Genomic DNA, 19,920 nt, shown 5'->3' with positions numbered 1-19,920 from the left:
CCGCGTCTGCCATCACCGTAGGGCGGCCCATGCCTGACAACGGGCACCTGAGCCCATAATGGCGCCCCACCCGTCATCCCACCCAGTCCATGCCCATGTCAGAGGACAGCCAGATCCTGATTCCGCCGTCCTTCATCGCGCTCTACGTGCCCGAAGGCCGCATCAAGCCCACCCTGCCACGCGACGAGATCGCGCAGCGCTACGAGCTGTGCGAGGACATGGCGCAGATGCTGACGGACACCGCCTCGACCATGCTGGTCACTCTGGGCATCACCGAAAACGACGTGTTGCAACGTTGCCGCCAAGGCCTGCTGACCGAGCCGGCGGTGGTGTCGGCCGCTGAAGCGGGCTGGGTGGTGTCGCGCCTGGCCGAACTGATGAACTGGCCGGCCTGACAAACACTCAGCGCGATCGCAGGGTGCGGCTGAGCAGGATCACCGGCAGCAGGCCGACCAGCACCAGCGCCAGCGCCGGCAGGGCGGCTTCGCCCAGACGTTCGTCACGGGCCAGCTGGTAGGTCACCACGGCCAGGGTGTCGCTGTTGAAGGGGCGCAGCACCAGGGTGGCCGGCAGCTCCTTCATCACGTCCACGAACACCAGCAGCGAGGCCGCCGCCACCGAACGCCGCAGCAGCGGCCAGTGCACCCGGCCCAGCAGCGCCAGGCCGGTGGTGCCCAGCATGTGGGCGGAGTCGTCCAGGCTGGCCGGCACACGCGCGTAGCCGCTCTGCACCGACTGCAGGGCCACCGCGCAGAAGCGCACCAGGTAGGCCCAGACGATGCCCAGAACGGTGGCCGTGACCCAGGCGCCCACACCGCTGTCGGGCGCCGCCTGCTGCAGCCAGCCGACCGGCAGCAGCAGGCCCACCACCACCACCGCGCCGGGCACCGCGTAGCCCAGGCTGGCCAGGTGCACTGCGCCACGGGTCAGGGCATCGGGGCGCACGCGCACAGCAAACGCCATCACCAGCGCCAGCGCCACCGCCAGGACGGCACTCAGGCCGGCCAGGCGCACGCTGTTGAGGGCCCACGACACGAAGGGGCCCCAGGGCAACTCGTTCCAGCCCCCCAGGAGCGGGCGCAGCATGAAGATGACCGGCAGCACAAAACCGGCCAGCACCGGCACCACACACACGGCCCCGGCCAGGACGGCGCGGCCACCCCTCAAGCGCACCGGCTGGGCCTCGTCGCCGTTGCTGCGGGCGCCGCGCTGCGCGGTGAAGCGCATGCGCTGCTGGGCGCGGCGTTCCAGCCACATCAGCAGCGCCACCAGCAGCAGCAGCAGCGTGGCGAGCTGCGCGGCGGCCATGGGCATGTCCATGGACAGCCAGGCCTTGTAGATGCCGGCGGTGAAGGTCTGGATGCCGAAGTAGCTGGCCACGCCGTAGTCGGCCAGGGTTTCCATGAGCGCCAGGGCGACACCGGCCGCCACCGCCGGACGGGCCAGGGGCAGGGCCACCTCGCGCACGCGCCGACCCAGCGGCGCACCCAGCAGGCGCGCGGCCTCCATCAGCTGCGCGGCACGCTCCGACAAGGCCGTGCGCGCCAGCAGGTACACATAAGGGTAGAGCGAGAAAGTGAAGACCCAGACCGCACCGCCCAGGCTGCGCACCTCGGGGAACACGCGGCCGCGCAGGCCGAAGCCCTCGCGCAACGCGCTCTGCAGCGGTCCGGAGAACTGCAGGAAATCGGTGTAGGCGTAGGCCACCACATAGGCCGGCATGGCCAGGGGCAGCAGCAGCGCCCACTCCATCACGCGTCGCCCGGGAAAGTCGAACAGCGTCACCGCGCTGGCCGTGCCCATGCCCACCAGCGCCACCCCCAGCGCCACCGCCACGCACAGGCCCACGGTGGTGGTGATGTAGCCCGGCAACACGGTCTGGGCCATCTGCCACAACACGTCCTGCGCGGCGGCGTCGAAACGCAACCACGAGGCGACCAGGGCCAGCACCGGCAGCGCCAGGAACAAGGTGAGCAGCAACAGGGGAACGGAAGTGAGCCAGCGCGTCATGGACAGGGTTGTAGCGCGCTGGTGGGAGCCGGGGGCTTGATCCGCGTCAACGCAAATGAGAATTGTAGTTATCTACAATGCGATCCATGTTCCTCTCGGTCTCGCAATTGCACATCCGCTATCCCGGCGCCGCACAGGCGGCCGTGGACGGCGTGACACTGGGCCTTCGGGCCGGCGACATCGGCGTGCTGATCGGCCCCTCGGGTTGCGGCAAGACCACCCTGCTGCGCGCCGTGGCCGGCCTGGAGCGGGCCACCAGCGGCCAGATCCAGCTCGGCGGCGAGGTGGTCAGCGCGCCGGGCACACACGTGCCGGCCGAAAAACGCCGCATCGGCATGGTGTTCCAGGATTACGCGCTGTTCCCCCACCTCAACGTCGGGCGCAACGTGGCCTTTGGCCTGCAGCACCTGGGTCCGGCCGAGCGCCGTGCCCGCGTGACCGAGGTGCTGGCGCTGGTGGGCCTGGACGGCCTGCAGGACCGCTACCCCCACGAGCTCTCGGGCGGCCAGCAGCAGCGTGTGGCACTGGCCCGCGCGCTGGCACCCCAGCCCCGCCTGCTGCTGCTGGACGAACCCTTCTCCAACCTCGACGTGGACCTGCGCGAACGCCTGGCCCACGAGGTGCGCGGCATCCTCAAGGCGGCCGGCGCGACGGCGCTGTTTGTCACGCACGACCAGCTCGAGGCCTTTGCCATCGGCGACGTCATCGGCGTCATGCACCAGGGCCACCTGCACCAGTGGGACGACGCCTACGCGCTCTACCACCGCCCGGCCACGCGCTTCGTGGCCGAATTCATCGGCCATGGCGTGTTCGCGCCGGCCCGCATCAGCCAGCACGGCGATGACGTGGTGGTGGAAACGCCCATGGGCGCCCTGCTGGATGTGGAAGAATGCCCGCTGCCCAGTGCCTACGCAGCGGGCCTGTGCGACGTGCTGCTGCGCGCCGACGATATCGTGCACGACGACGACGCGCCGGTGAAGGCGCAGATCGTGCGCAAGGCCTTCCGGGGTTCGGAGTTCCTCTACACCCTGCGCCTGGCCAGCGGCGAGACAGTGATGACCCATGTGCCCTCGCACCACAACCACGCCGTGGGCGAGTGGATAGGCATTCGCGCCCAGGTCGACCACGTGGTGACCTTCGAGCGCGGGGGCGGCGCCACCGCCCCGCCCGCCCCGGCGTTTGCCGTCCTGGGCGGCTGAGGCGTGCGCCCTCAGAGCCTGTTCATGATCTGAACGGGGTCACGTTCAGATCAAGAGCAGGCCCTCAGTGGTGCGCGTGGCCCCCGGCCGACGGGGCCACCACCTCCAGCAGCACCGCCGGGTAACGCAGCCCCTGGGTGGAGGTGCCCGTGGCGGGACGCTCTTTCCAGTCGTTGCGCCCCTGCGCGCAGCGCTGTTCGACCGGGAACCACACTGGGCCAGCCGCGGCTGTCACCTTGAACTGCATCACGAACTCGTCATAGTGCTGGTCGTCCAGCGGCCCGCCACGCCACACCACACGGGTGCCCGTCGGCGTCGGCTCGCTGACGAGTTGCCAGCCCGGCTTGGGCATGGGGCGCGCGGACGTGACGCCTTCGGGCAGCAGCACCGCCAGTTCGGTGGTGGGCGAACCCGCGCAACCGTGGCCCACCTTGAAGGCGGCGCGGTGGTAGGCACCCTGCACCGCCGTCGGCTCGTGCAGGCTCACGTGGGCCGAGGCCAGGAGTGGCCAGGCCAGGGACAGAAATGCCAGGCGTCGGGCCAGGCTCCCCTTGGAATGCTGGTGATGTGCCATCTCAGTGCTTGTGTGAGCTGTGGTCCACATCGGCCTTGGCCGGTCCGTTGGCCGCGCCCAGCGCCGTGACGGGCGCCTCCACGGTCTGGGTGAAACGCTGCTTGGCCGCGTTTTCGAACACCAGGGTCAAGGCCACCTTGTCGCCAGCCTTGAGGGCCTGCTTGAGGTCCATCAGCATGACGTGGTAGCCGCCGGGCTTGAGCTCGGTGGTCTTGCCCGCGGCCAGGTCGACACCGGGCACGGCGCGCATGCGCATCACGTCCTTGTCCAGCGCCATCTCGTGGATCTCGGCCACGCCGGCCAGCGGCGTGCTGACCGACACCAGGCGGGTGTTCTGCGCCGGTGTCAGGCGCATGAAGGCGCCCGAGGCCTTTTGCTGCGCCACGGTGCCACGCACCCAGGCGTCCTCGATCTTGACGGCGTCCTGCGCCCAGGCGCAGCCCACCAGGGCGAACACGGTCGCCACCATCCATTGCTTCTTGTGCATGCAAAACTCCAGAAATAGGGGAAAACAGCCGCCCACAGGGACAGCCCCAGCCACCGGCACCGCGCCAGTGGCTGTCAGACAGCGGAGGTGTGCGACAAGAAGGGAGGCGCCCGGCTTTGCGCGGGTGACCAGTGGCGCGCGGGCACCACGGGGGTGAATGCGTCCTGCGGCAAGGCCAGGGCCAGTCTGGCCACGGCCCAGGTGGCGGGCTCGGGCAGCAGCCCGGCCACACCATGTGCGCTGCACCAGGTGCAGCCGCTGGCGGACGCGTTGTCGGCGGGCGCGCCGTCGCCAGCATCGATCTGCACCCAGCTCATGCCGCTGGCCGAGCAGATCTGCACCCAGCCGGCACGGTCGCTGCCCGCCACCACCGCCTGGGTGACGGCAGGCGCCACCGCGCCCAGCAGCAGGGCCAGCAAAGCCAGCCAGGCGCTGAAACGGCGGTGGAGGTGAGACAAGCCCATACCCCGAGTTTAACGAGGCGGGCACGGCCCCTGCCGGCAGTGACCAGAAGTCAAAGCTGAATTGACCACTGACTCATCCACGAAATGCCGTGTGCGGGTTTCCCGAGAGGGCCATGGGCGCTGGCGTTGGATACACTGATTCGGCCTGCGGTGCCCGCACACCCGGGCGGGCCGAGGGAGGCCTTTGCACACGCACCACCTCAAGACCGAGAGACAGAGAACGACATGACACCAGCCGAACAAGCCCTGCGCGACGCCGCACTCGATTACCACCGTTCCCCCAGCCGCGGCAAGATCGCGGTCACCCCGACCAAGCCGCTGTCCAACCAGCGCGACCTGTCGCTGGCGTATTCGCCCGGCGTGGCCTACCCCTGCCTGGCCATCGAGGCCGATCCGACCCTGGCCTCCGAGTACACCTCGCGCGGCAACCTGGTCGGCGTGATCACCAACGGCACGGCCGTGCTGGGCCTGGGCGATATCGGTCCGCTGGCCTCCAAACCGGTGATGGAGGGCAAGGGCTGCCTGTTCAAGAAGTTCGCCGGCATCGATGTGTTCGACATCGAGCTGGCCGAGCGCGACCCCGACAAGCTGGTCGACATCATCGCGGCGCTGGAGCCCACGCTGGGCGGCATCAACCTCGAGGACATCAAGGCGCCCGAGTGCTTCTACATCGAGAAGAAGCTGCGCGAGCGCATGAACATCCCGGTCTTCCACGACGACCAGCACGGCACGGCCATCATCTCGAGCGCCGCCCTGCTCAACGGGCTGGAACTGGTCAAGAAGGACATCGGCGCCGTCAAGGTGGCGGTGTCGGGCGCGGGCGCGGCGGCCATCGCCTGCCTGGACGTGATGGTGGGCCTGGGCGTCAAGGTCGAGAACATCCTGGTCTGTGACTCCCGCGGCGTCATCCACACCGAACGTGAGGACGCCCTGGCCGGCAAACTCGACGCCTCCAAGCAGCGCTACTGCCGCGCCACCGCCGCGCGCACCCTGGCCGACGCGGTCAAGGGCGCCGACGTCTTCCTGGGCTGCTCGGCCCCGGGCGTGATGACGGTGGAGATGGTCAAGACCATGGGCACCCAGCCCATCATCCTGGCCCTGGCCAACCCCGAGCCCGAGATCCGCCCCGAACTGGCCAAGGCCGCGCGGCCCGACTGCATCATCGCCACCGGCCGCAGCGACTACCCCAACCAGGTCAACAACGTCCTGTGTTTCCCCTACATCTTCCGCGGCGCGCTCGATTGCGGCGCGACCAAGATCACCGAGGACATGAAGCTGGCCTGCGTGCGCCAGATCGCCGACCTGGCCAAGAGCGAGATCAGCGACGAGGTGGCCGCCGCCTACGTGGGCCAGGAGCTGGCCTTCGGCCCCGACTACCTGATCCCCAAGCCCTTCGACTCGCGCCTGATCCTCAAGATCGCGCCGGCCGTGGCCCAGGCCGCCGCCGACTCCGGCGTGGCCACCCGCCCCATCACCGACATGGAGGCCTACAAGGAGTCGCTGTCGCGCTTTGTCTACCAGACCGGCATCCTGATGCGGCCCATCTTCAACGCCGCCAAGGCCGTGCCGGACAGCCGCAAACGCGTGGCCTATGCCGATGGCGAAGACGAGCGCGCGCTGCGCGCCGCGCAGATGGTGATCGACGACCACCTGGCCAAGCCCATCCTGATCGGCCGCCCGGCCGTGATCGCCGCGCGCATCGCCAAGGCCGGCCTGCGCATGCGCCTGGGGGTGGACGTGGAGAACGTCAACCCCGAGGACGACCCGCGCTTCCGCCAGTACTGGGAGCACTACCACAAGCTCATGGCGCGCAATGGCGCCACGCCCGAGGTGTCCAAGGCCGCGGTGCGCCGCTCCAACACCATCATCGGCTCGCTGATGGTGTCGCTGGGCGACGCCGACGCGCTGATCTGCGGCCTCGTGGGCAGCTACATGACCCACCTGGAGCGCATCGACAGCATTGTCGGCAAACAAAAGGGCGTGGGCAACTACGCCGCCGTCAACGCGCTGATGACCGACCGCGGCCCCATCTTCATCGCCGACACCTATGTCAACGAGGATCCCAGCGCCGAGCAGCTGGCCGAGATCGCGTGGATGGCGGCGCAGGAAGTGCAGCGCTTCGGCATCCCGCCCAAGGTGGCTTTCCTGTCGCACTCCAGCTATGGTTCGTCCAAACGCGCCTCGGCCAAGAAGATGCGCCTGGCGCGCGACCTGTTCGTGGCCCAGCACCCCGACATCGAGTGCGACGGTGAACTGCATGGCGACGCGGCGCTCCAGCCCGAGATCCGCAGCGCATACCTCGGCGACGGCAGCAGCCTGAACGGCTCGGCCAACCTGCTGATCTGCCCCAACCTGGACGCGGCCAATATCCTCTACAACGTGATGAAGACCACCACCAGCGGCGGCGTCACGGTGGGCCCCATCCTCATGGGCGCGGCCGGCACGGCCTACATCCTGACGCCTGCCGCCACTGTGCGCCGCGTGCTCAACATGACCGCCCTGGCCGTGGCCGCCAGCGAAACCCGCCGGGCCAACGCCCGCTGACGCCACACCCGCCCGCGCGCAGGGCGGCGGCGCACCCCAACAGGGCAAACCCTGTTGGGGTGCGCCTCACAATGGTGCAACAATTTTGGCGAGCCGCGGCTCGCCTGAACGTGTTGCGTCCATGTGTATACAAAATCTGTGTTCATTCTGGTCGCAGCATCCGTTCGCATGGCACCGTTATTGCTAGACAACTCGGCCATCCATGCCTGGCGCCCAGCGCGCCGACCCTCCGGAGAACCCATGAACAAGCGCTTTTTCCTGAAGACCGCCGCGGCCCTGAGCGTGGCCTCGGCCCTGGCCACCGCCCATGCCCAGACCGTCACGCCCATCAAGTTCCAGCTCGACTGGCGTTTTGAAGGCCCGGCCGCGCTGTTCGTGCAACCGGCCGCCAAAGGCTATTTCAAAGCCGCCGGCCTGGACGTGACCATCGACTCGGGCAACGGCTCGGGCGGCACCGTCACCCGCGTGGCCTCGGGCACCTACGACATGGGCTTCGCCGACCTCGCCGCGCTGATGGAATTTCACGCCAACAACCCGGACGCGCCCAACAAGCCGGTGGCCGTGATGATGGTCTACAACAACACGCCCTCGGCCGTGCTGGCGCTCAAGAAATCGGGCATCACCAAACCGGCCGACCTCAACGGCAAGAAGATGGGCGCCCCGGTGTTCGATGCCGGCCGCAAGGCCTTCCCCATCTTCCAGAAGGCCAACAACGTGTCCAACGTGGCCTGGACGGCGATGGACCCGCCGCTGCGCGAGACCATGTTGATGCGCGGCGACATCGACGCCATCACCGGCTTCTCCTTCACCTCGCTGCTCAACCTCGAAGCGCGCGGCGCCAAGGTCGAAGACGTGGTCATCCTGCCCTACGCCGATTTTGGCGTGAAGCTCTACGGCAACGTCATCATCGCCAGCCCCAAGCTGATCAAAGAGAACCCGGGCGCGGTCAAAGCCTTCCTGAGCGCCTTCACCAAGGGCGCCAAGGAAGTCATGGCCAACCCGGCGGCCAGCATCGAATTCGTCAAGCAGCGCGACGGCATCATCAACGTACCGCTGGAGACGCGCCGCCTGCAGATGGCCATCGACGCGGTGGTGGCCAGCCCCGACGCGCGCAAGGAAGGCTTCGGCCAGGTCAACCCGGCCCGCCTGGCGCTGATGGCCTCGCAGGTGTCCGACGCCTTCGCCACCAAGTCGCGCATCGACCCCGCCACCCTCTGGAACGGCAGCCTGTTGCCCAGCCCGGCCGAACTGAACGTCCTGCCCCCCGTCAAGAAGTGACCCGCCAACGTCCCCAGGGCCAGCCGTCAAGCGAGGGCTGGCCCTTTTTTTGCAAATCACACCCATGAGCACCGACTCCAACGCCCCCTTCGTGCATTTCGACGATGTCTGGCTGGCCTACAACGACGAGTTGCTGGCGCAGAACATGTTCGCCGTCGAGAACATCAACCTGCGGGTCAACCGTGGCGAGTTCATCGCCATCGTCGGGCCCTCGGGCTGCGGCAAGTCCACCTTCATGAAGCTGACCACCGGCCTGAAGATGCCCAGCAGCGGCCGCATCCTGGTCGATGGACAGAAAGTCACCGGTCCGCTCAAGATCTCGGGCATGGCCTTCCAGGCGCCCTCGCTGCTGCCCTGGCGCACGACACTGGACAACGTGTTGCTGCCGCTGGAGATCGTCGAACCCTACCGCAGCAGCTTCAAGGACAAACGCGCCGAATACGTGGAGCGCGCCAAGATGCTGCTGGCCACCGTGGGCCTGGGTGGCTACGAGAACAAGTTTCCGTGGGAACTCTCGGGTGGCATGCAGCAACGCGCCAGCATCTGCCGAGCCCTGATCCACGAGCCCAAGATGCTGCTGCTCGACGAGCCCTTCGGCGCCCTCGACGCCTTCACCCGCGAAGAACTCTGGTGCACGCTGCGCGACCTCTGGCAGGCACAGCGCTTCAACGTCATCCTGGTCACGCACGACCTGCGCGAGTCGGTCTTCCTGGCGGACACCGTCTATGTGATGAGCAAGGGCCCGGGCCGTTTTGTGGTGCGCCGCGAGATCGAGCTGCCGCGTCCGCGCGATCTGGAGGTGACCTACACCCCCGAATTCACCAACATCGTCCACGAACTGCGCGGCCACATCGGTGCCATGCGCAAGTCGGGCGCAACCATCAACCAGTGAGCCGACCGCACATGAAAAAGAAACAACTGGAACGCTGGTCGCCCCTGCTGCTGCTGGCCGCGATCGTGGTGTTGTGGCAGGTCATCACGGCCGGCTTCGGCGTCTCGGAATTCATCTTCCCAAGCCCCTCGCGCATCTGGGAACAGACGATGGAGCACAAGGTCACCATCGCCGGCCACGCCTGGCGCACCTTCTGGGTGACCATGGTCGGCTTCGGCATCGCCATCGTGGTCGGTGTGCTGCTGGGTTTCCTGATCGGCAGCTCGCGCCTGGCCTACGCCGCGGTCTACCCGCTCATGACCGCCTTCAATGCCCTGCCCAAGGCCGCCTTCGTGCCCATCCTGGTGGTGTGGTTCGGCATCGGCGTCGGCCCGGCCATCCTCACGGCCTTCCTGATCAGCTTCTTCCCCATCATGGTCAACATCGCCACCGGCCTGGCCACGCTGGAGCCCGAGCTGGAGGACGTGCTGCGCGTGCTTGGCGCCAAGCGCTGGGACGTGCTGATGAAGGTGGGCCTGCCGCGCTCCATGCCCTACTTCTTCGGCTCGCTCAAGGTCGCCATCACCCTGGCCTTTGTGGGTACAACAGTCAGCGAGATGACCGCCGCCAACGAAGGCATCGGCTACCTGCTGATCTCGGCCGGCAGCTCCATGCAGATGGGCCTGGCCTTCAGCGGTCTGCTGGTGGTGGGCGCCATGGCCATGGCCATGTACGAGTTGTTCAGCTGGATCGAGAAACACACCACCGGCTGGGCGCACCGCGGAAGTCAGAATGCCTAAGCCCCACGCTCCACCGCTGCGCGGGTCGCTGCCCCCGAGGGGCGCGGCCTGGCTTGGGGCGGCCCGGTGCGGCGGCCTGAACACATGACCCTCGATCAAGCCATCCGGCACTTGAACCGTGCCAACGCCGTGGCGCGCCGCGCCCGCGATGCCATGGGCAAACACCCCTTCGGCGCCATCCTGGTGGCGCCCGATGGCGAGACCGTGCTGGCCGAGCAGGGCAACGTGGACACGGTCAACCATGCCGAGGCCGTGCTGGCACGCACGGCCGCGCTCAACCACCCGGCGGACTACCTGTGGCAGTGCACCCTGGTCACGACGGTGGAGCCCTGTGCCATGTGCGCGGGCACGCAGTACTGGGCCCACATCGGACGCCTGGTCTACGGCATGAGCGAGCGCCGGCTGCTGGAACTGACCGGCAGCCACCACGAGAACCCGACCATGGACCTGCCTTGCCGCAGCGTGTTCGCGGCCGGACAGAAACCCATAGCGGTGATCGGCTCCGTGCCCGAGATGGACGAAGCCATCGCGGCCTTGCACCGCGGCTTCTGGCAAGGTTGAGCGGCCGGCCCTGCCCGCGCGCATCCGTCACTTGAGGATGCAGTGCTTGGCGAAGTCGGCCGCCTCGTTCATGCTCCAGTCGCCCTTGGGTTTGTCCTTGAGCTGCTGGCACCACTTGTCGCTGCCCACGGCGGGCGCACACGCGCTGAGCCAGACCGCCACGGCCATCGCCGGCGCCCACACGAGGCTTCGCTTGAACAGATCCATTCCCTGATCTCCATCTGATTGCTGTGATGCCGATGTTAACGGGCACCACGGCCCCGCTTTCAGCGGTGCACCTCCGCCTCGTCGGCGGCACTCAACAAGGCCATGAGCTGGCGGCGGATCAGCACGCCGGGGCGGTCGGAATCCATCGAATACTCGACACCGCGCCGGCGCAGGTCCACCACGGCGTCGGGGTCGGTGGATTCGAGGATGTCCTTGTCCTCGCGCGTGATCTCCTCGTCGAAGTCGATCAGCAGTTGCGCAGGGCAGTCGGCCTCGGTGTCGTTGCGGAACAACCACTGGCAGAGTTGGATGTGGCCGTCGTCGATGGGCGTGAAGCAGTTGATGATGATGTGGCGTATGCCGCTGGGGTATTCGATGTCGAGCCGGCGCGAGAAGGGCTGGAAGTAGGCGTTGCGCATGTGGCGGGTGGTGACCGGATCGTTCACGCCGCTGATGCGCCGGAAACGTTCGGGGTTGGCGGCGGCGATCACGGTCTCGGCGCAGAAGCCGCCGTCGCGCTCCACGATCTCGTATTTGCTGGGCTTGGGCGCGTCGGGCACACCGAAGGTGGCGCGGTGCACGAAGCTGAAGTGCGAGTTGTCGAAGGAGTTCTCCAGCGCACGCAGCGGGCTGGTGGCCCAGACCTCATGGAACTGGAAGATGGTGCGAAAGGCCGGGTCGTCGAACTCGGGCACGACCGGAATATCGGCCACCGGGTCTTCCAGCGCCACCCAGGCGTAGCCGTAGCGTGCCGTGCAATGGTAGGCCGTGGTGCGGTAGTCGGCCGGGATGCGGCGCCCGGCATCGAACTGAGGGATCACCACCACCGTGCCGCTGCGGTCGTAGGTCCAGCCGTGGTAGCCGCACTGGATGAGGCCCTGGCCACAGGCCTTGCCGGCACCGTCCACGCACCAGCCCTTGGACAGCTTGGCGGTGCGGTGGCAGCAGCGGTCGCGCAGCGCGGCCGGCTGACCTTGTGCATCGAGAAACAGCACGATGTCCCGGCCCAGCAGCTTGAAGGGCTTGGGGCCATCGGACAGCTGCGACAGCGGCATGACCGCGTGCCAGTATTTGCGAAAAACGGCTTGTTGGGTGACCAGCATGGAAACGCTCCTTGGATTTCAAACAGATGAACCAAGAGCAATTTCCGGCCACGGGCCTGTGGGCATGGCCGCATGGGTGAACGCTTCTACTCTCGCCCAAACTGTAGCAAACGGCGGGCCAGCCTGTCGCAGCCCCATGCCCCAAGGCTGGCACGGCTCGTGCATTGCTGACAGCAAGAGTAGAAGCGTTCAGCGTGGCGCACCACACAGGTGCCTGTCGCCCGGAAATTGCTCTTGAGTTCCCGCTGCGCCCACCGCGCGCGGGGTTTCAACAGCAGCCACGGAGCCACACCATGCACCGCCGTCAGTTCATCGCGTCCGCCGCCACCCTGTCCTCGGCCATCGCCGCCCCCGCCGTCTGGGCGCAGTCCGCCCCCAAGCTCACCCCACTGAAATTCACGCTCGACTTCCGCGTCACCAGCCAGACCGCACCCTTCTTTCTGGCGCTCAACAAGGGCTACTACCGCGACGAGGGACTGGATGTGAGCATCGATGTGGGCGCCGGTTCGGTGGCCTCCATCACGCGCATCGCCAGCGGCGTCTACCAGATGGGCCTGGGCGACATCAGCTCGCTGGTCGAGTTCCACGCCCAGACCAGCGGCACGCCTTTGGTGCAGGCGGTCTACCAGTACTACAACCGCGCACCCTTTGTGATCATTGGCCGCAAGGACCGCGGCGTCACCGGCGACTTCGCCAGCCTCAAAGGCAAACGGGTGGCCGCCGCCGCCGTGGAAGCCACACGCCGCGCCTGGCCCATGGTGGCGCGCAAGCTGCGCGTGGCCGACGACCACTTCGCCTGGACCACCACCGATTTCAGCGCCCGCGACAACGTGATGGTGCGTGGCGACGTGGACGCCGCGACCTACTTCCACGACTCGGCGGTGTCCTTGTTCGCGCGCATGAAAACCGAGGAGCTGTCGGTGCTGAAATACACCGATGCCGGCGTCAACCTTTACGGCAACGCCATCCTGGCCAGCAACGCCATGGTGACGCAACAGCCAGGCGTGGTGGCCGCCTTTCTGCGCGCCACCAACCGCGCCTTGCAGGAGACGCTGGCCAACCCGCTGCCGGCCATCGCCGCCATCAAGCAGCGCGAGCCCATCCTGGACGAGAAGGTGGAACTGGAGCGCTGGCGCCTGACCGCCCAGTACGTGGCCGCCGCCGACACCCGCGGCCACGGCCTGGGTGACGTGCGCAAGTACCTGCTGGAGCAACAGGTCGACCAGATCGTGGAGGTGTTCGGCCTCAAGACCCGCCCCAGCGCCGACGGTGTGTTCAACCGCGGCATGTTGCCCGCGCTGGCCGAACGCACGCTCAAGGCCTGAACCATGTCACTGCCCCAAGAGCAGGCGCTGGACGAACGCGACGGCGCCTACCTGCGGCGCGCCATCGCCTGGTCGCGCAGCGGCCGCGAACGCGGCAACCGCCCCTTTGGCGCGGTGGTGGTGTCCGAGCATGGCGAGGTGCTGGCCGAGACCTGGTGCAACACCGGCGAGACCGGCGACTGCACCGGCCACGCCGAGACCAACGCGGTGCGCCAGGTCTCGCCCCGCGTCGACCGCGAGACGCTGTCGCGCGCCACGCTGTACTCGTCGGCCGAGCCCTGCGTGATGTGCGCCGGTGCCATCTTCTGGTCCAACATCGGCCGCGTGGTCTACGGCATCGACGCCCAGCGCCTGCGCGTGTTCCGCGGCGAGCGGCCCGAGCAGCGCGACGCCGAACTGTCGTGCCGCGACGTGTTTGCGGCTTCGCCCCACGCCATCACCTGCATCGGACCGGCGCTGGTGGACGAGGCCAGCGAGGTGCACGAGGGATTCTGGAAAACGTAGCGCGGATGCCGGGGCGCGGGCGGCATGAGGACCCGCGCCACACATGCCCACCGGACAAGCGAGCCATCACATTTCGATACGGCTCGAGCACCATCATTGGAGGAGAATACGATTTCCATCGCAAACCGCGATGAAACCCCATGCTCTCCGAACGCAACTTCGCCCGTCAGATCGACCTCACCTCGCTGCAGCTGTTTGTGGCGGTGTGTGAGCTCGGCAGCATCGGCCGCGCGGCCGAGCGGGAGTTCATCGCGGCGTCCGCCGTCAGCAAACGCCTGTCGGACCTGGAGGCCACCCTGGGCACCCAGCTGCTCTACCGCCACGCCCGTGGCGTGCGCCTGACCCCGGCCGGCGAAAGCCTGCTGCACCACGCCCGCAGCATGATGTTCAGCCTGGAAAAGATGCAGGCCGAACTCAGCGAATACGCCGATGGCGTGCGTGGCCACGTGCGCATGCACGCCAGCATCTCGGCCATCGTGCAGTTCCTGCCCGAAGACCTGGGCGCCTTCGCCCGTGCCCACCCCCAGGTGAAGATCGACCTGGAAGAGCACCTCAGCGCCGAGGTGCTGCGCGCCGTGCAGGAAGGCGCGGCCGACATCGGCATCTGCAACGGCGCCGGCGGCACCGGCGAGCTGCAGACCCTGCCCTACCGGCAGGACCACCTGGCCCTGGTGGTGCCCCACCAGCACCCGCTGGCCGACCAGGCTGAACTGCCGTTCGAGGCCGCGCTTGATTTCGACCTGGTGGGCCTGCACACCAACAGCTCCATCCACCAGGCCATCCACCAGGCCGCCACCCAGGCCGGCCGCCCGGTGCGGCTGCGCATCCACGTCACCGGGCTGGACGCCATGTGCCGAATGATCGACAACGGCCTGGGCGTGGGCGTGATGCCGCTGCGGGCCTTCGAGCTGTCGCGCGCCACCGGCTCCCTCAAGGCGATTTCCCTCACCGACGCCTGGGCACAGCGCCAGCTGTTGCTCGCGGCGCGTGATTTTTCCACCCTGCCGGTCACGGCACGCCTGCTGGTGGACCACCTGCAGGCCCATTCAGCCCACTCCTGCGCGCCGGCTGCACACGCTGGCGCCGCGGCATAAAATCTTTTTTCCAACGAGGTACGCCCATGGCACGCACGCTCTACGACAAGATCTGGGACGAGCACGTCGTCCACACCGAGGAGGACGGCACCGCCGTGCTCTACATCGACCGCCACCTGGTGCACGAAGTCACCAGCCCGCAAGCCTTCGAGGGCCTGCGCGAGGCCGGCCGCAAGGTCTGGCGCATCAGCTCCATCGTCGCCACCGCCGACCACAACACCCCCACCACCGGCTGGGAACTGGGCTACGACGGCATCACCGACCCGATCAGCAAGGAGCAGATCACGACGCTGGACAGCAACATCGCCGAGTTCGGCTCCGCCGCCTACTTCCCCTTCCTGAACAAGCGCCAGGGCATCGTCCACGTGATCGGCCCCGAAACCGGCGCCACCCTGCCCGGCATGACCGTGGTCTGCGGCGACAGCCACACCAGCACCCACGGCGCCTTTGGCGCGCTGGCGCACGGCATCGGCACCAGCGAGGTCGAGCACGTGATGGCCACCCAGACCCTGCTGGCCAAGAAGGCCAAGAACCTGCTGATCAAGGTCGAGGGCAAGCTGGGCCTGGGCGTGACCGCCAAGGACGTGGTGCTGGCCATCATCGGCAAGATCGGCACCGCTGGTGGCACCGGGTACACCATCGAATTCGCCGGCAGCGCCATCCGCTCGCTGAGCATGGAAGGCCGCATGACGGTGTGCAACATGGCCATCGAAGCCGGCGCCCGCGCTGGCCTGGTGGCGGTGGACGACAAGACCATCGAGTACGTGCGTGGCAAGCCGCTGGCACCCAAGGGCGTGGAGTGGGACCAGGCCGTGGCCTACTGGAAGACGCTGCACTCCGACGCGGACGCCAGCTTCGACGCCGTCGTTGAACTCAAGGCCGAGGACATCGTGCCGCAGGTGACCTGGGGCACCTCGCCCGAGATGGTGCTGGGCGTGGACGGCCACGTGCCCGACCCCGACAAGGAAAAGGACGCCAACAAGCGCGGCGCCATCGAACGCGCCCTGACCTACATGGGCCTGCAGCCAGGCAAGCCGCTGAACGACATCTTCGTCGACAAGGTGTTCATCGGCTCCTGCACCAACAGCCGCATCGAGGACATGCGCGAGGCCGCCGCCGTGGTCAAGAAACTGGGTCAGAAAGTGGCCAAGAACGTCAAGCTGGCCATGGTGGTGCCGGGTTCCGGCGTGGTCAAGGAGCAAGCCGAGCGCGAAGGCCTGGACCAGATCTTCAAGGCCGCCGGCTTCGAATGGCGCGAACCCGGCTGCAGCATGTGTCTGGCCATGAACGCCGACCGGCTTGAGCCGGGCGAGCGCTGTGCGAGCACCAGCAACCGCAACTTCGAAGGACGCCAGGGCGCCGGTGGCCGCACCCATCTCGTCTCTCCCGCCATGGCGGCCGCCGCGGCCGTGCATGGTCATTTCGTCGATGTCCGTCAATTTGCCTGAAAGGAAAACACCATGAAATCGATCGCCTCTCTCATCATCGCTGCTTTCGTGCTGGCCCTGACGGGCTGCAACACCGTTCAGGGCGTGGGCCAGGACATCCAAAAGGGCGGCCAAGTCCTTGAAAACGCGGCGAAGAAATAAATGCGGAAATTCACCCTTCACAAGGGCCTCGTGGCGCCCATGGACCGGGAAAACGTCGACACCGACGCCATCATCCCCAAGCAGTTCCTGAAGTCCATCCGCAAAACCGGTTTTGGCCCCAACCTGTTCGACGAATGGCGCTACCTGGACAAGGGCGAACCCGGCCAGGACCCGGCCTCGCGCAAGCCCAACCCGGACTTCGTGCTCAACCAGCCGCGCTATGCGGGCGCATCGGTGCTGCTGGCACGCAAGAACTTCGGCTGCGGCTCCTCACGCGAACACGCGCCCTGGGCCATCGACCAGTACGGCTTCCGCGTGGTGATCGCACCCAGCTTTGCCGACATCTTCTTCAACAACTGCTTCAAGAACGGCCTGCTGCCCATCGTGCTGAGCGAAGCGCAGGTGGGCCAACTGTTCGACGAGGTGCTGGCCTTCCCCGGCTACCAGCTCACCATCGACCTGGAGCGCCAGGTCATCGTCAAGCCACAAGGGGAAGAGATTCCCTTTGACGTCCAGGCCTTCCGCAAGTACTGCCTGGTCAACGGCTTCGACGACATCGGACTGACGCTGCGCCACAAGGACAAGATCGCCGCATTTGAAGCCGAACGACTCGCGACCAAGCCTTGGCTCGCGCACACCCTCTGAACACACACCCCCATGAAAATCGCAGTTCTCCCCGGTGACGGCATCGGCACCGAAATCGTCGCCCAGGCCGTGCGCGTGCTCCAGGCCCTTGACCTGAAGTTCGAGATGGAAACCGCCCTGGTGGGTGGCGCCGCCTATGAGGCCCATGGCCACCCGCTGCCGGAAGCGACGCTCAAGCTGGCCATGGCCAGCGACGCCGTGCTGTTCGGTGCCGTGGGCGACTGGAAATACGACAAGTTGGACCGCCCGCTGCGTCCCGAGCAGGCTATCCTGGGCCTGCGCAAACACATGGGTTTGTTCGCCAACTTCCGTCCCGCCATCTGCTACGAGCAGCTGGTGGGCGCGTCCAGCCTCAAACCCGAACTGATCTCGGGCCTGGACATCCTCATCATCCGCGAGCTGACCGGCGACATCTACTTCGGCCAGCCGCGGGGCCGCCGCACCGCCGTCGATGGCCACTTCCCTGGTGCTGAAGAAGCCTTCGACACGATGCGCTACAGCAAGCCCGAGATCGAGCGCATCGCCCACGTGGCCTTCCAGGCCGCGCGCAAGCGAAGCAAGAAGGTCACCAGCGTGGACAAGGCCAACGTGCTGGAAACCTTCCAGTTCTGGAAGGATGTGGTCACCGAGGTGCACGCCCAGTACCCCGACGTGGAACTGCAGCACATGTACGTGGACAACGCCGCCATGCAGCTCGTCAAGGCACCCAAGGCCTTCGACGTGGTGGTCACCGGCAACATGTTCGGCGACATCCTGAGCGACGAAGCCTCCATGCTCACCGGCTCCATCGGCATGCTGCCCTCGGCCAGCCTCAACGCCAAGGGCCAGGGCCTGTACGAACCCAGCCACGGCAGCGCACCCGACATCGCTGGCAAAGGCGTGGCCAACCCGCTGGCCACCATCCTGAGCGCGGCCATGATGCTGCGCTTCAGCCTCAACCAGCCCGAAGCCGCCGACCGCATCGAGGCCGCCGTGCAAAAGGTGCTGGCACAGGGCCTGCGCACGCCCGACATTCACAGCGCGGGCACCACCAAGGTGGGCACGGCCGAAATGGGCGACGCGGTGGTGAAGGCGCTGGGCTGAGTGCCAGCCTCCCGCACACGATGCCAGGGCGGCCCGAGGGGCCGCCCTTTTTTTGACCGGCACCCGTCAGACGGCAGCAAGCCAGCATCCGCTACAATCTCCACCCATGTTTTACGCTCGTCCGTTCGCCCTGAACATTGCACCCGCCGCCCTGGCCGGTGTGGCCGCGCGCGTGAACACCACCACCACGACCATTAAGGGCTGATCCAGCCTGGTTCGTCGTGCGCCCTTCCCCGGCCAGACGAGCCGGGCGGAACAGGTCGGTCAGACACTGTTTTTTAATTGAAAGGGCGTTGAAATGAGCAAGTTGGTAGGTTTGGTCGGCTGGCGCGGCATGGTCGGCTCGGTGTTGATGGATCGCATGATCGAAGAGAAAGACTTCGACCTGATCGAGCCCCTGTTCTTCTCCACCTCCAACGCGGGCGGCAAGGCCCCGGCGATGGCCAGGAACGAAACCACGCTGCAGGACGCGTACAACATCGACGCGCTCAAGCGCTGCGACATCGTCATCACCGCCCAGGGCGGTGACTACACCACGGAAGTATTCCCCAAGCTGCGCGCCGCCGGCTGGAACGGCCACTGGATCGATGCCGCGTCCACCCTGCGCATGGAAAAGGACGCGGTCATCATCCTCGACCCGGTCAACATGCCGGTGATCAAGGACGCGCTGTCCAAGGGCGGCAAGAACTGGGTCGGCGGCAACTGCACCGTGAGCTGCATGCTGATGGGCGTGGGCGCGCTGTACAAGGCCGGGCTGGTCGAGTGGATGAGCACCCAGACCTACCAGGCCGCCTCGGGCGGTGGCGCCCAGCACATGCGCGAGCTGCTGACGCAGTACGGCACGCTGAACGCCGAGGTCAAGGCCCTGCTGGACGACCCCAAGAGCGCCATCCTCGAGATCGACCGCAAGGTGATCGCCAAGCAGCGCAGCCTGGGCGCCGCCGAGACCGCCAACTTCGGCGTGCCGCTCGGTGGCTCGCTGATTCCCTGGATCGACAAGGACCTGGGCAACGGCATGTCCAAGGAAGAGTGGAAGGGCATGGCCGAAACCAACAAGATCCTCGGCCTGGGTGCGGACTTCGGCTCCAGCGCGATTCCCGTGGACGGTTTCTGCGTGCGCGTGGGCGCCATGCGCTGCCACAGCCAGGCGCTGACCTTCAAGCTCAAGAAGGACGTGCCCGTGGCCGACATCGAAGCCATGATCGCCGCCGACAACGCCTGGGCCAAGGTGGTGCCCAACACCCGCGAAGCCACCATCCGCGACCTGACGCCCGTGGCCGTGACCGGCACCATGAACATCCCCGTGGGCCGCGTGCGCAAGCTGGCCATGGGCCCCGAGTACGTGGGCGCCTTCACCATCGGTGACCAGCTGCTGTGGGGCGCGGCCGAGCCGCTGCGCCGCATGCTGCGCATCCTGCTGGCGGACTGACCGGTCCACGCCCCACCCCACTGGCGTTGCAGGCAGGCAACGCCAGACGCCATCCGAAGGCGTTGCCGGAGGCCGCTTGAAAACTCAAGCGGCTTCTTAGCTTGTCACCGTAACGCGTTGATGTTATGGTGATTTATTGACAATGTTGGCCGA

21 protein-coding genes are annotated in these 19,920 nt (G+C 67.2%); 15 read left to right on the top strand and 6 right to left on the bottom strand.

Features of this window, described 5'->3' with window-relative positions; all coding sequences use genetic code 11:
- The first annotated feature begins 95 nt into the window (after positions 1-95).
- Positions 96-395, top strand: coding sequence for an ATPase with chaperone activity (locus AAHB17_RS05580; RefSeq protein ID WP_342129508.1), 300 nt, complete (start codon positions 96-98; stop codon positions 393-395).
- Positions 396-402: 7 nt separating this feature from the next.
- On the opposite strand, the gene AAHB17_RS05575 is transcribed toward AAHB17_RS05580, so the two are convergent.
- Positions 403-2,010: an ABC transporter permease gene (locus tag AAHB17_RS05575; RefSeq protein WP_342129507.1), complete on the bottom strand. Its 1,608-nt coding sequence runs from the start codon at positions 2,008-2,010 to the stop codon at positions 403-405.
- An 86-nt stretch (positions 2,011-2,096) separates the two neighbouring features.
- Here AAHB17_RS05575 and AAHB17_RS05570 point away from each other — a divergent pair, with 86 nt between their 5' ends.
- Positions 2,097-3,209 (top strand): ABC transporter ATP-binding protein, encoded by a 1,113-nt coding sequence (locus AAHB17_RS05570; protein ID WP_342129506.1) that lies wholly within the window; start codon positions 2,097-2,099, stop codon positions 3,207-3,209.
- Between the two features lie 64 nt (positions 3,210-3,273).
- Here the strand turns inward: AAHB17_RS05570 and AAHB17_RS05565 are convergent, their stop codons facing one another.
- The 3 genes from AAHB17_RS05565 to AAHB17_RS05555 form a co-directional block, all read right to left on the bottom strand.
- The gene (locus AAHB17_RS05565) at positions 3,274-3,783 is read right to left on the bottom strand and encodes a YcnI family copper-binding membrane protein (protein ID WP_342129505.1); all 510 of its coding nucleotides are present in this window, start codon (positions 3,781-3,783) and stop codon (positions 3,274-3,276) included.
- Between the two features lies 1 nt (position 3,784).
- Positions 3,785-4,270, bottom strand: a complete 486-nt coding sequence (locus AAHB17_RS05560) for a copper chaperone PCu(A)C (protein WP_342129504.1) — start codon at positions 4,268-4,270, stop codon at positions 3,785-3,787.
- A gap of 74 nt (positions 4,271-4,344) precedes the next feature.
- Positions 4,345-4,734: a DUF2946 family protein gene (locus tag AAHB17_RS05555; RefSeq protein ID WP_342129503.1), complete on the bottom strand. Its 390-nt coding sequence runs from the start codon at positions 4,732-4,734 to the stop codon at positions 4,345-4,347.
- Positions 4,735-4,959: 225 nt separating this feature from the next.
- Here AAHB17_RS05555 and AAHB17_RS05550 point away from each other — a divergent pair, with 225 nt between their 5' ends.
- The 5 genes from AAHB17_RS05550 to AAHB17_RS05530 all read left to right on the top strand — a co-directional run bounded on the left by AAHB17_RS05550 (position 4,960) and on the right by AAHB17_RS05530 (position 10,788).
- Positions 4,960-7,278, top strand: coding sequence for an NADP-dependent malic enzyme (locus AAHB17_RS05550; protein WP_342129502.1), 2,319 nt, complete (start codon positions 4,960-4,962; stop codon positions 7,276-7,278).
- A gap of 240 nt (positions 7,279-7,518) precedes the next feature.
- Positions 7,519-8,556, top strand: a complete 1,038-nt coding sequence (locus AAHB17_RS05545; protein WP_342129501.1) for an ABC transporter substrate-binding protein — start codon at positions 7,519-7,521, stop codon at positions 8,554-8,556.
- A 64-nt stretch (positions 8,557-8,620) separates the two neighbouring features.
- A complete protein-coding gene (locus AAHB17_RS05540; RefSeq protein ID WP_342129500.1) occupies positions 8,621-9,448 on the top strand; it encodes an ABC transporter ATP-binding protein in 828 nt (275 codons plus the stop codon).
- A gap of 11 nt (positions 9,449-9,459) precedes the next feature.
- Positions 9,460-10,227: an ABC transporter permease gene (locus AAHB17_RS05535; RefSeq protein WP_342129499.1), complete on the top strand. Its 768-nt coding sequence runs from the start codon at positions 9,460-9,462 to the stop codon at positions 10,225-10,227.
- A gap of 84 nt (positions 10,228-10,311) precedes the next feature.
- Complete coding sequence (locus AAHB17_RS05530) at positions 10,312-10,788, top strand: nucleoside deaminase (RefSeq protein ID WP_342129498.1); 477 nt, start codon at positions 10,312-10,314, stop codon at positions 10,786-10,788.
- A 27-nt stretch (positions 10,789-10,815) separates the two neighbouring features.
- On the opposite strand, the gene AAHB17_RS05525 is transcribed toward AAHB17_RS05530, so the two are convergent.
- Positions 10,816-10,995 carry a DUF3012 domain-containing protein gene (locus AAHB17_RS05525; RefSeq protein ID WP_342129497.1) on the bottom strand — a complete coding sequence of 60 codons (180 nt, stop codon included), beginning with the start codon at positions 10,993-10,995 and terminating at the stop codon, positions 10,816-10,818.
- 59 nt (positions 10,996-11,054) lie between these two features.
- The gene (locus AAHB17_RS05520; RefSeq protein WP_342129496.1) at positions 11,055-12,098 is read right to left on the bottom strand and encodes an aromatic ring-hydroxylating dioxygenase subunit alpha; all 1,044 of its coding nucleotides are present in this window, start codon (positions 12,096-12,098) and stop codon (positions 11,055-11,057) included.
- 293 nt (positions 12,099-12,391) lie between these two features.
- On the opposite strand from AAHB17_RS05520, the gene AAHB17_RS05515 reads away from it, so the two are divergent.
- From AAHB17_RS05515 to asd, 8 genes are all read left to right on the top strand, one after another.
- Positions 12,392-13,423 (top strand): ABC transporter substrate-binding protein, encoded by a 1,032-nt coding sequence (locus AAHB17_RS05515; protein WP_342129495.1) that lies wholly within the window; start codon positions 12,392-12,394, stop codon positions 13,421-13,423.
- A 3-nt stretch (positions 13,424-13,426) separates the two neighbouring features.
- Positions 13,427-13,927 carry a nucleoside deaminase gene (locus AAHB17_RS05510; RefSeq protein WP_342129494.1) on the top strand — a complete coding sequence of 167 codons (501 nt, stop codon included), beginning with the start codon at positions 13,427-13,429 and terminating at the stop codon, positions 13,925-13,927.
- 140 nt (positions 13,928-14,067) lie between these two features.
- Positions 14,068-15,021 (top strand): LysR family transcriptional regulator, encoded by a 954-nt coding sequence (locus AAHB17_RS05505; RefSeq protein ID WP_342129493.1) that lies wholly within the window; start codon positions 14,068-14,070, stop codon positions 15,019-15,021.
- A 26-nt stretch (positions 15,022-15,047) separates the two neighbouring features.
- On the top strand, positions 15,048-16,469 hold the full coding sequence (gene leuC / locus AAHB17_RS05500; protein ID WP_342129492.1) for a 3-isopropylmalate dehydratase large subunit: 1,422 nt from the start codon (positions 15,048-15,050) through the stop codon (positions 16,467-16,469).
- Positions 16,470-16,481: 12 nt separating this feature from the next.
- Complete coding sequence (locus AAHB17_RS05495; RefSeq protein WP_342129491.1) at positions 16,482-16,610, top strand: entericidin A/B family lipoprotein; 129 nt, start codon at positions 16,482-16,484, stop codon at positions 16,608-16,610.
- Positions 16,611-17,255, top strand: a complete 645-nt coding sequence (gene leuD / locus AAHB17_RS05490; protein ID WP_342129490.1) for a 3-isopropylmalate dehydratase small subunit — start codon at positions 16,611-16,613, stop codon at positions 17,253-17,255. It abuts the gene before it with no gap.
- Positions 17,256-17,267: 12 nt separating this feature from the next.
- Positions 17,268-18,338 carry a 3-isopropylmalate dehydrogenase gene (leuB, locus tag AAHB17_RS05485; protein ID WP_342129489.1) on the top strand — a complete coding sequence of 357 codons (1,071 nt, stop codon included), beginning with the start codon at positions 17,268-17,270 and terminating at the stop codon, positions 18,336-18,338.
- A 298-nt stretch (positions 18,339-18,636) separates the two neighbouring features.
- Positions 18,637-19,767 (top strand): aspartate-semialdehyde dehydrogenase, encoded by a 1,131-nt coding sequence (asd, locus tag AAHB17_RS05480; RefSeq protein ID WP_342129488.1) that lies wholly within the window; start codon positions 18,637-18,639, stop codon positions 19,765-19,767.
- The last annotated feature ends 153 nt before the right edge of the window (positions 19,768-19,920 follow it).

This window comes from Hydrogenophaga sp. OTU3427 (assembly GCF_038440225.1).
GTDB lineage: Bacteria > Pseudomonadota > Gammaproteobacteria > Burkholderiales > Burkholderiaceae_C > Hydrogenophaga.
The sequence above is the reverse complement of the archived record's forward strand: the minus strand, read 5'-3'. Positions and strand labels throughout refer to the sequence as shown.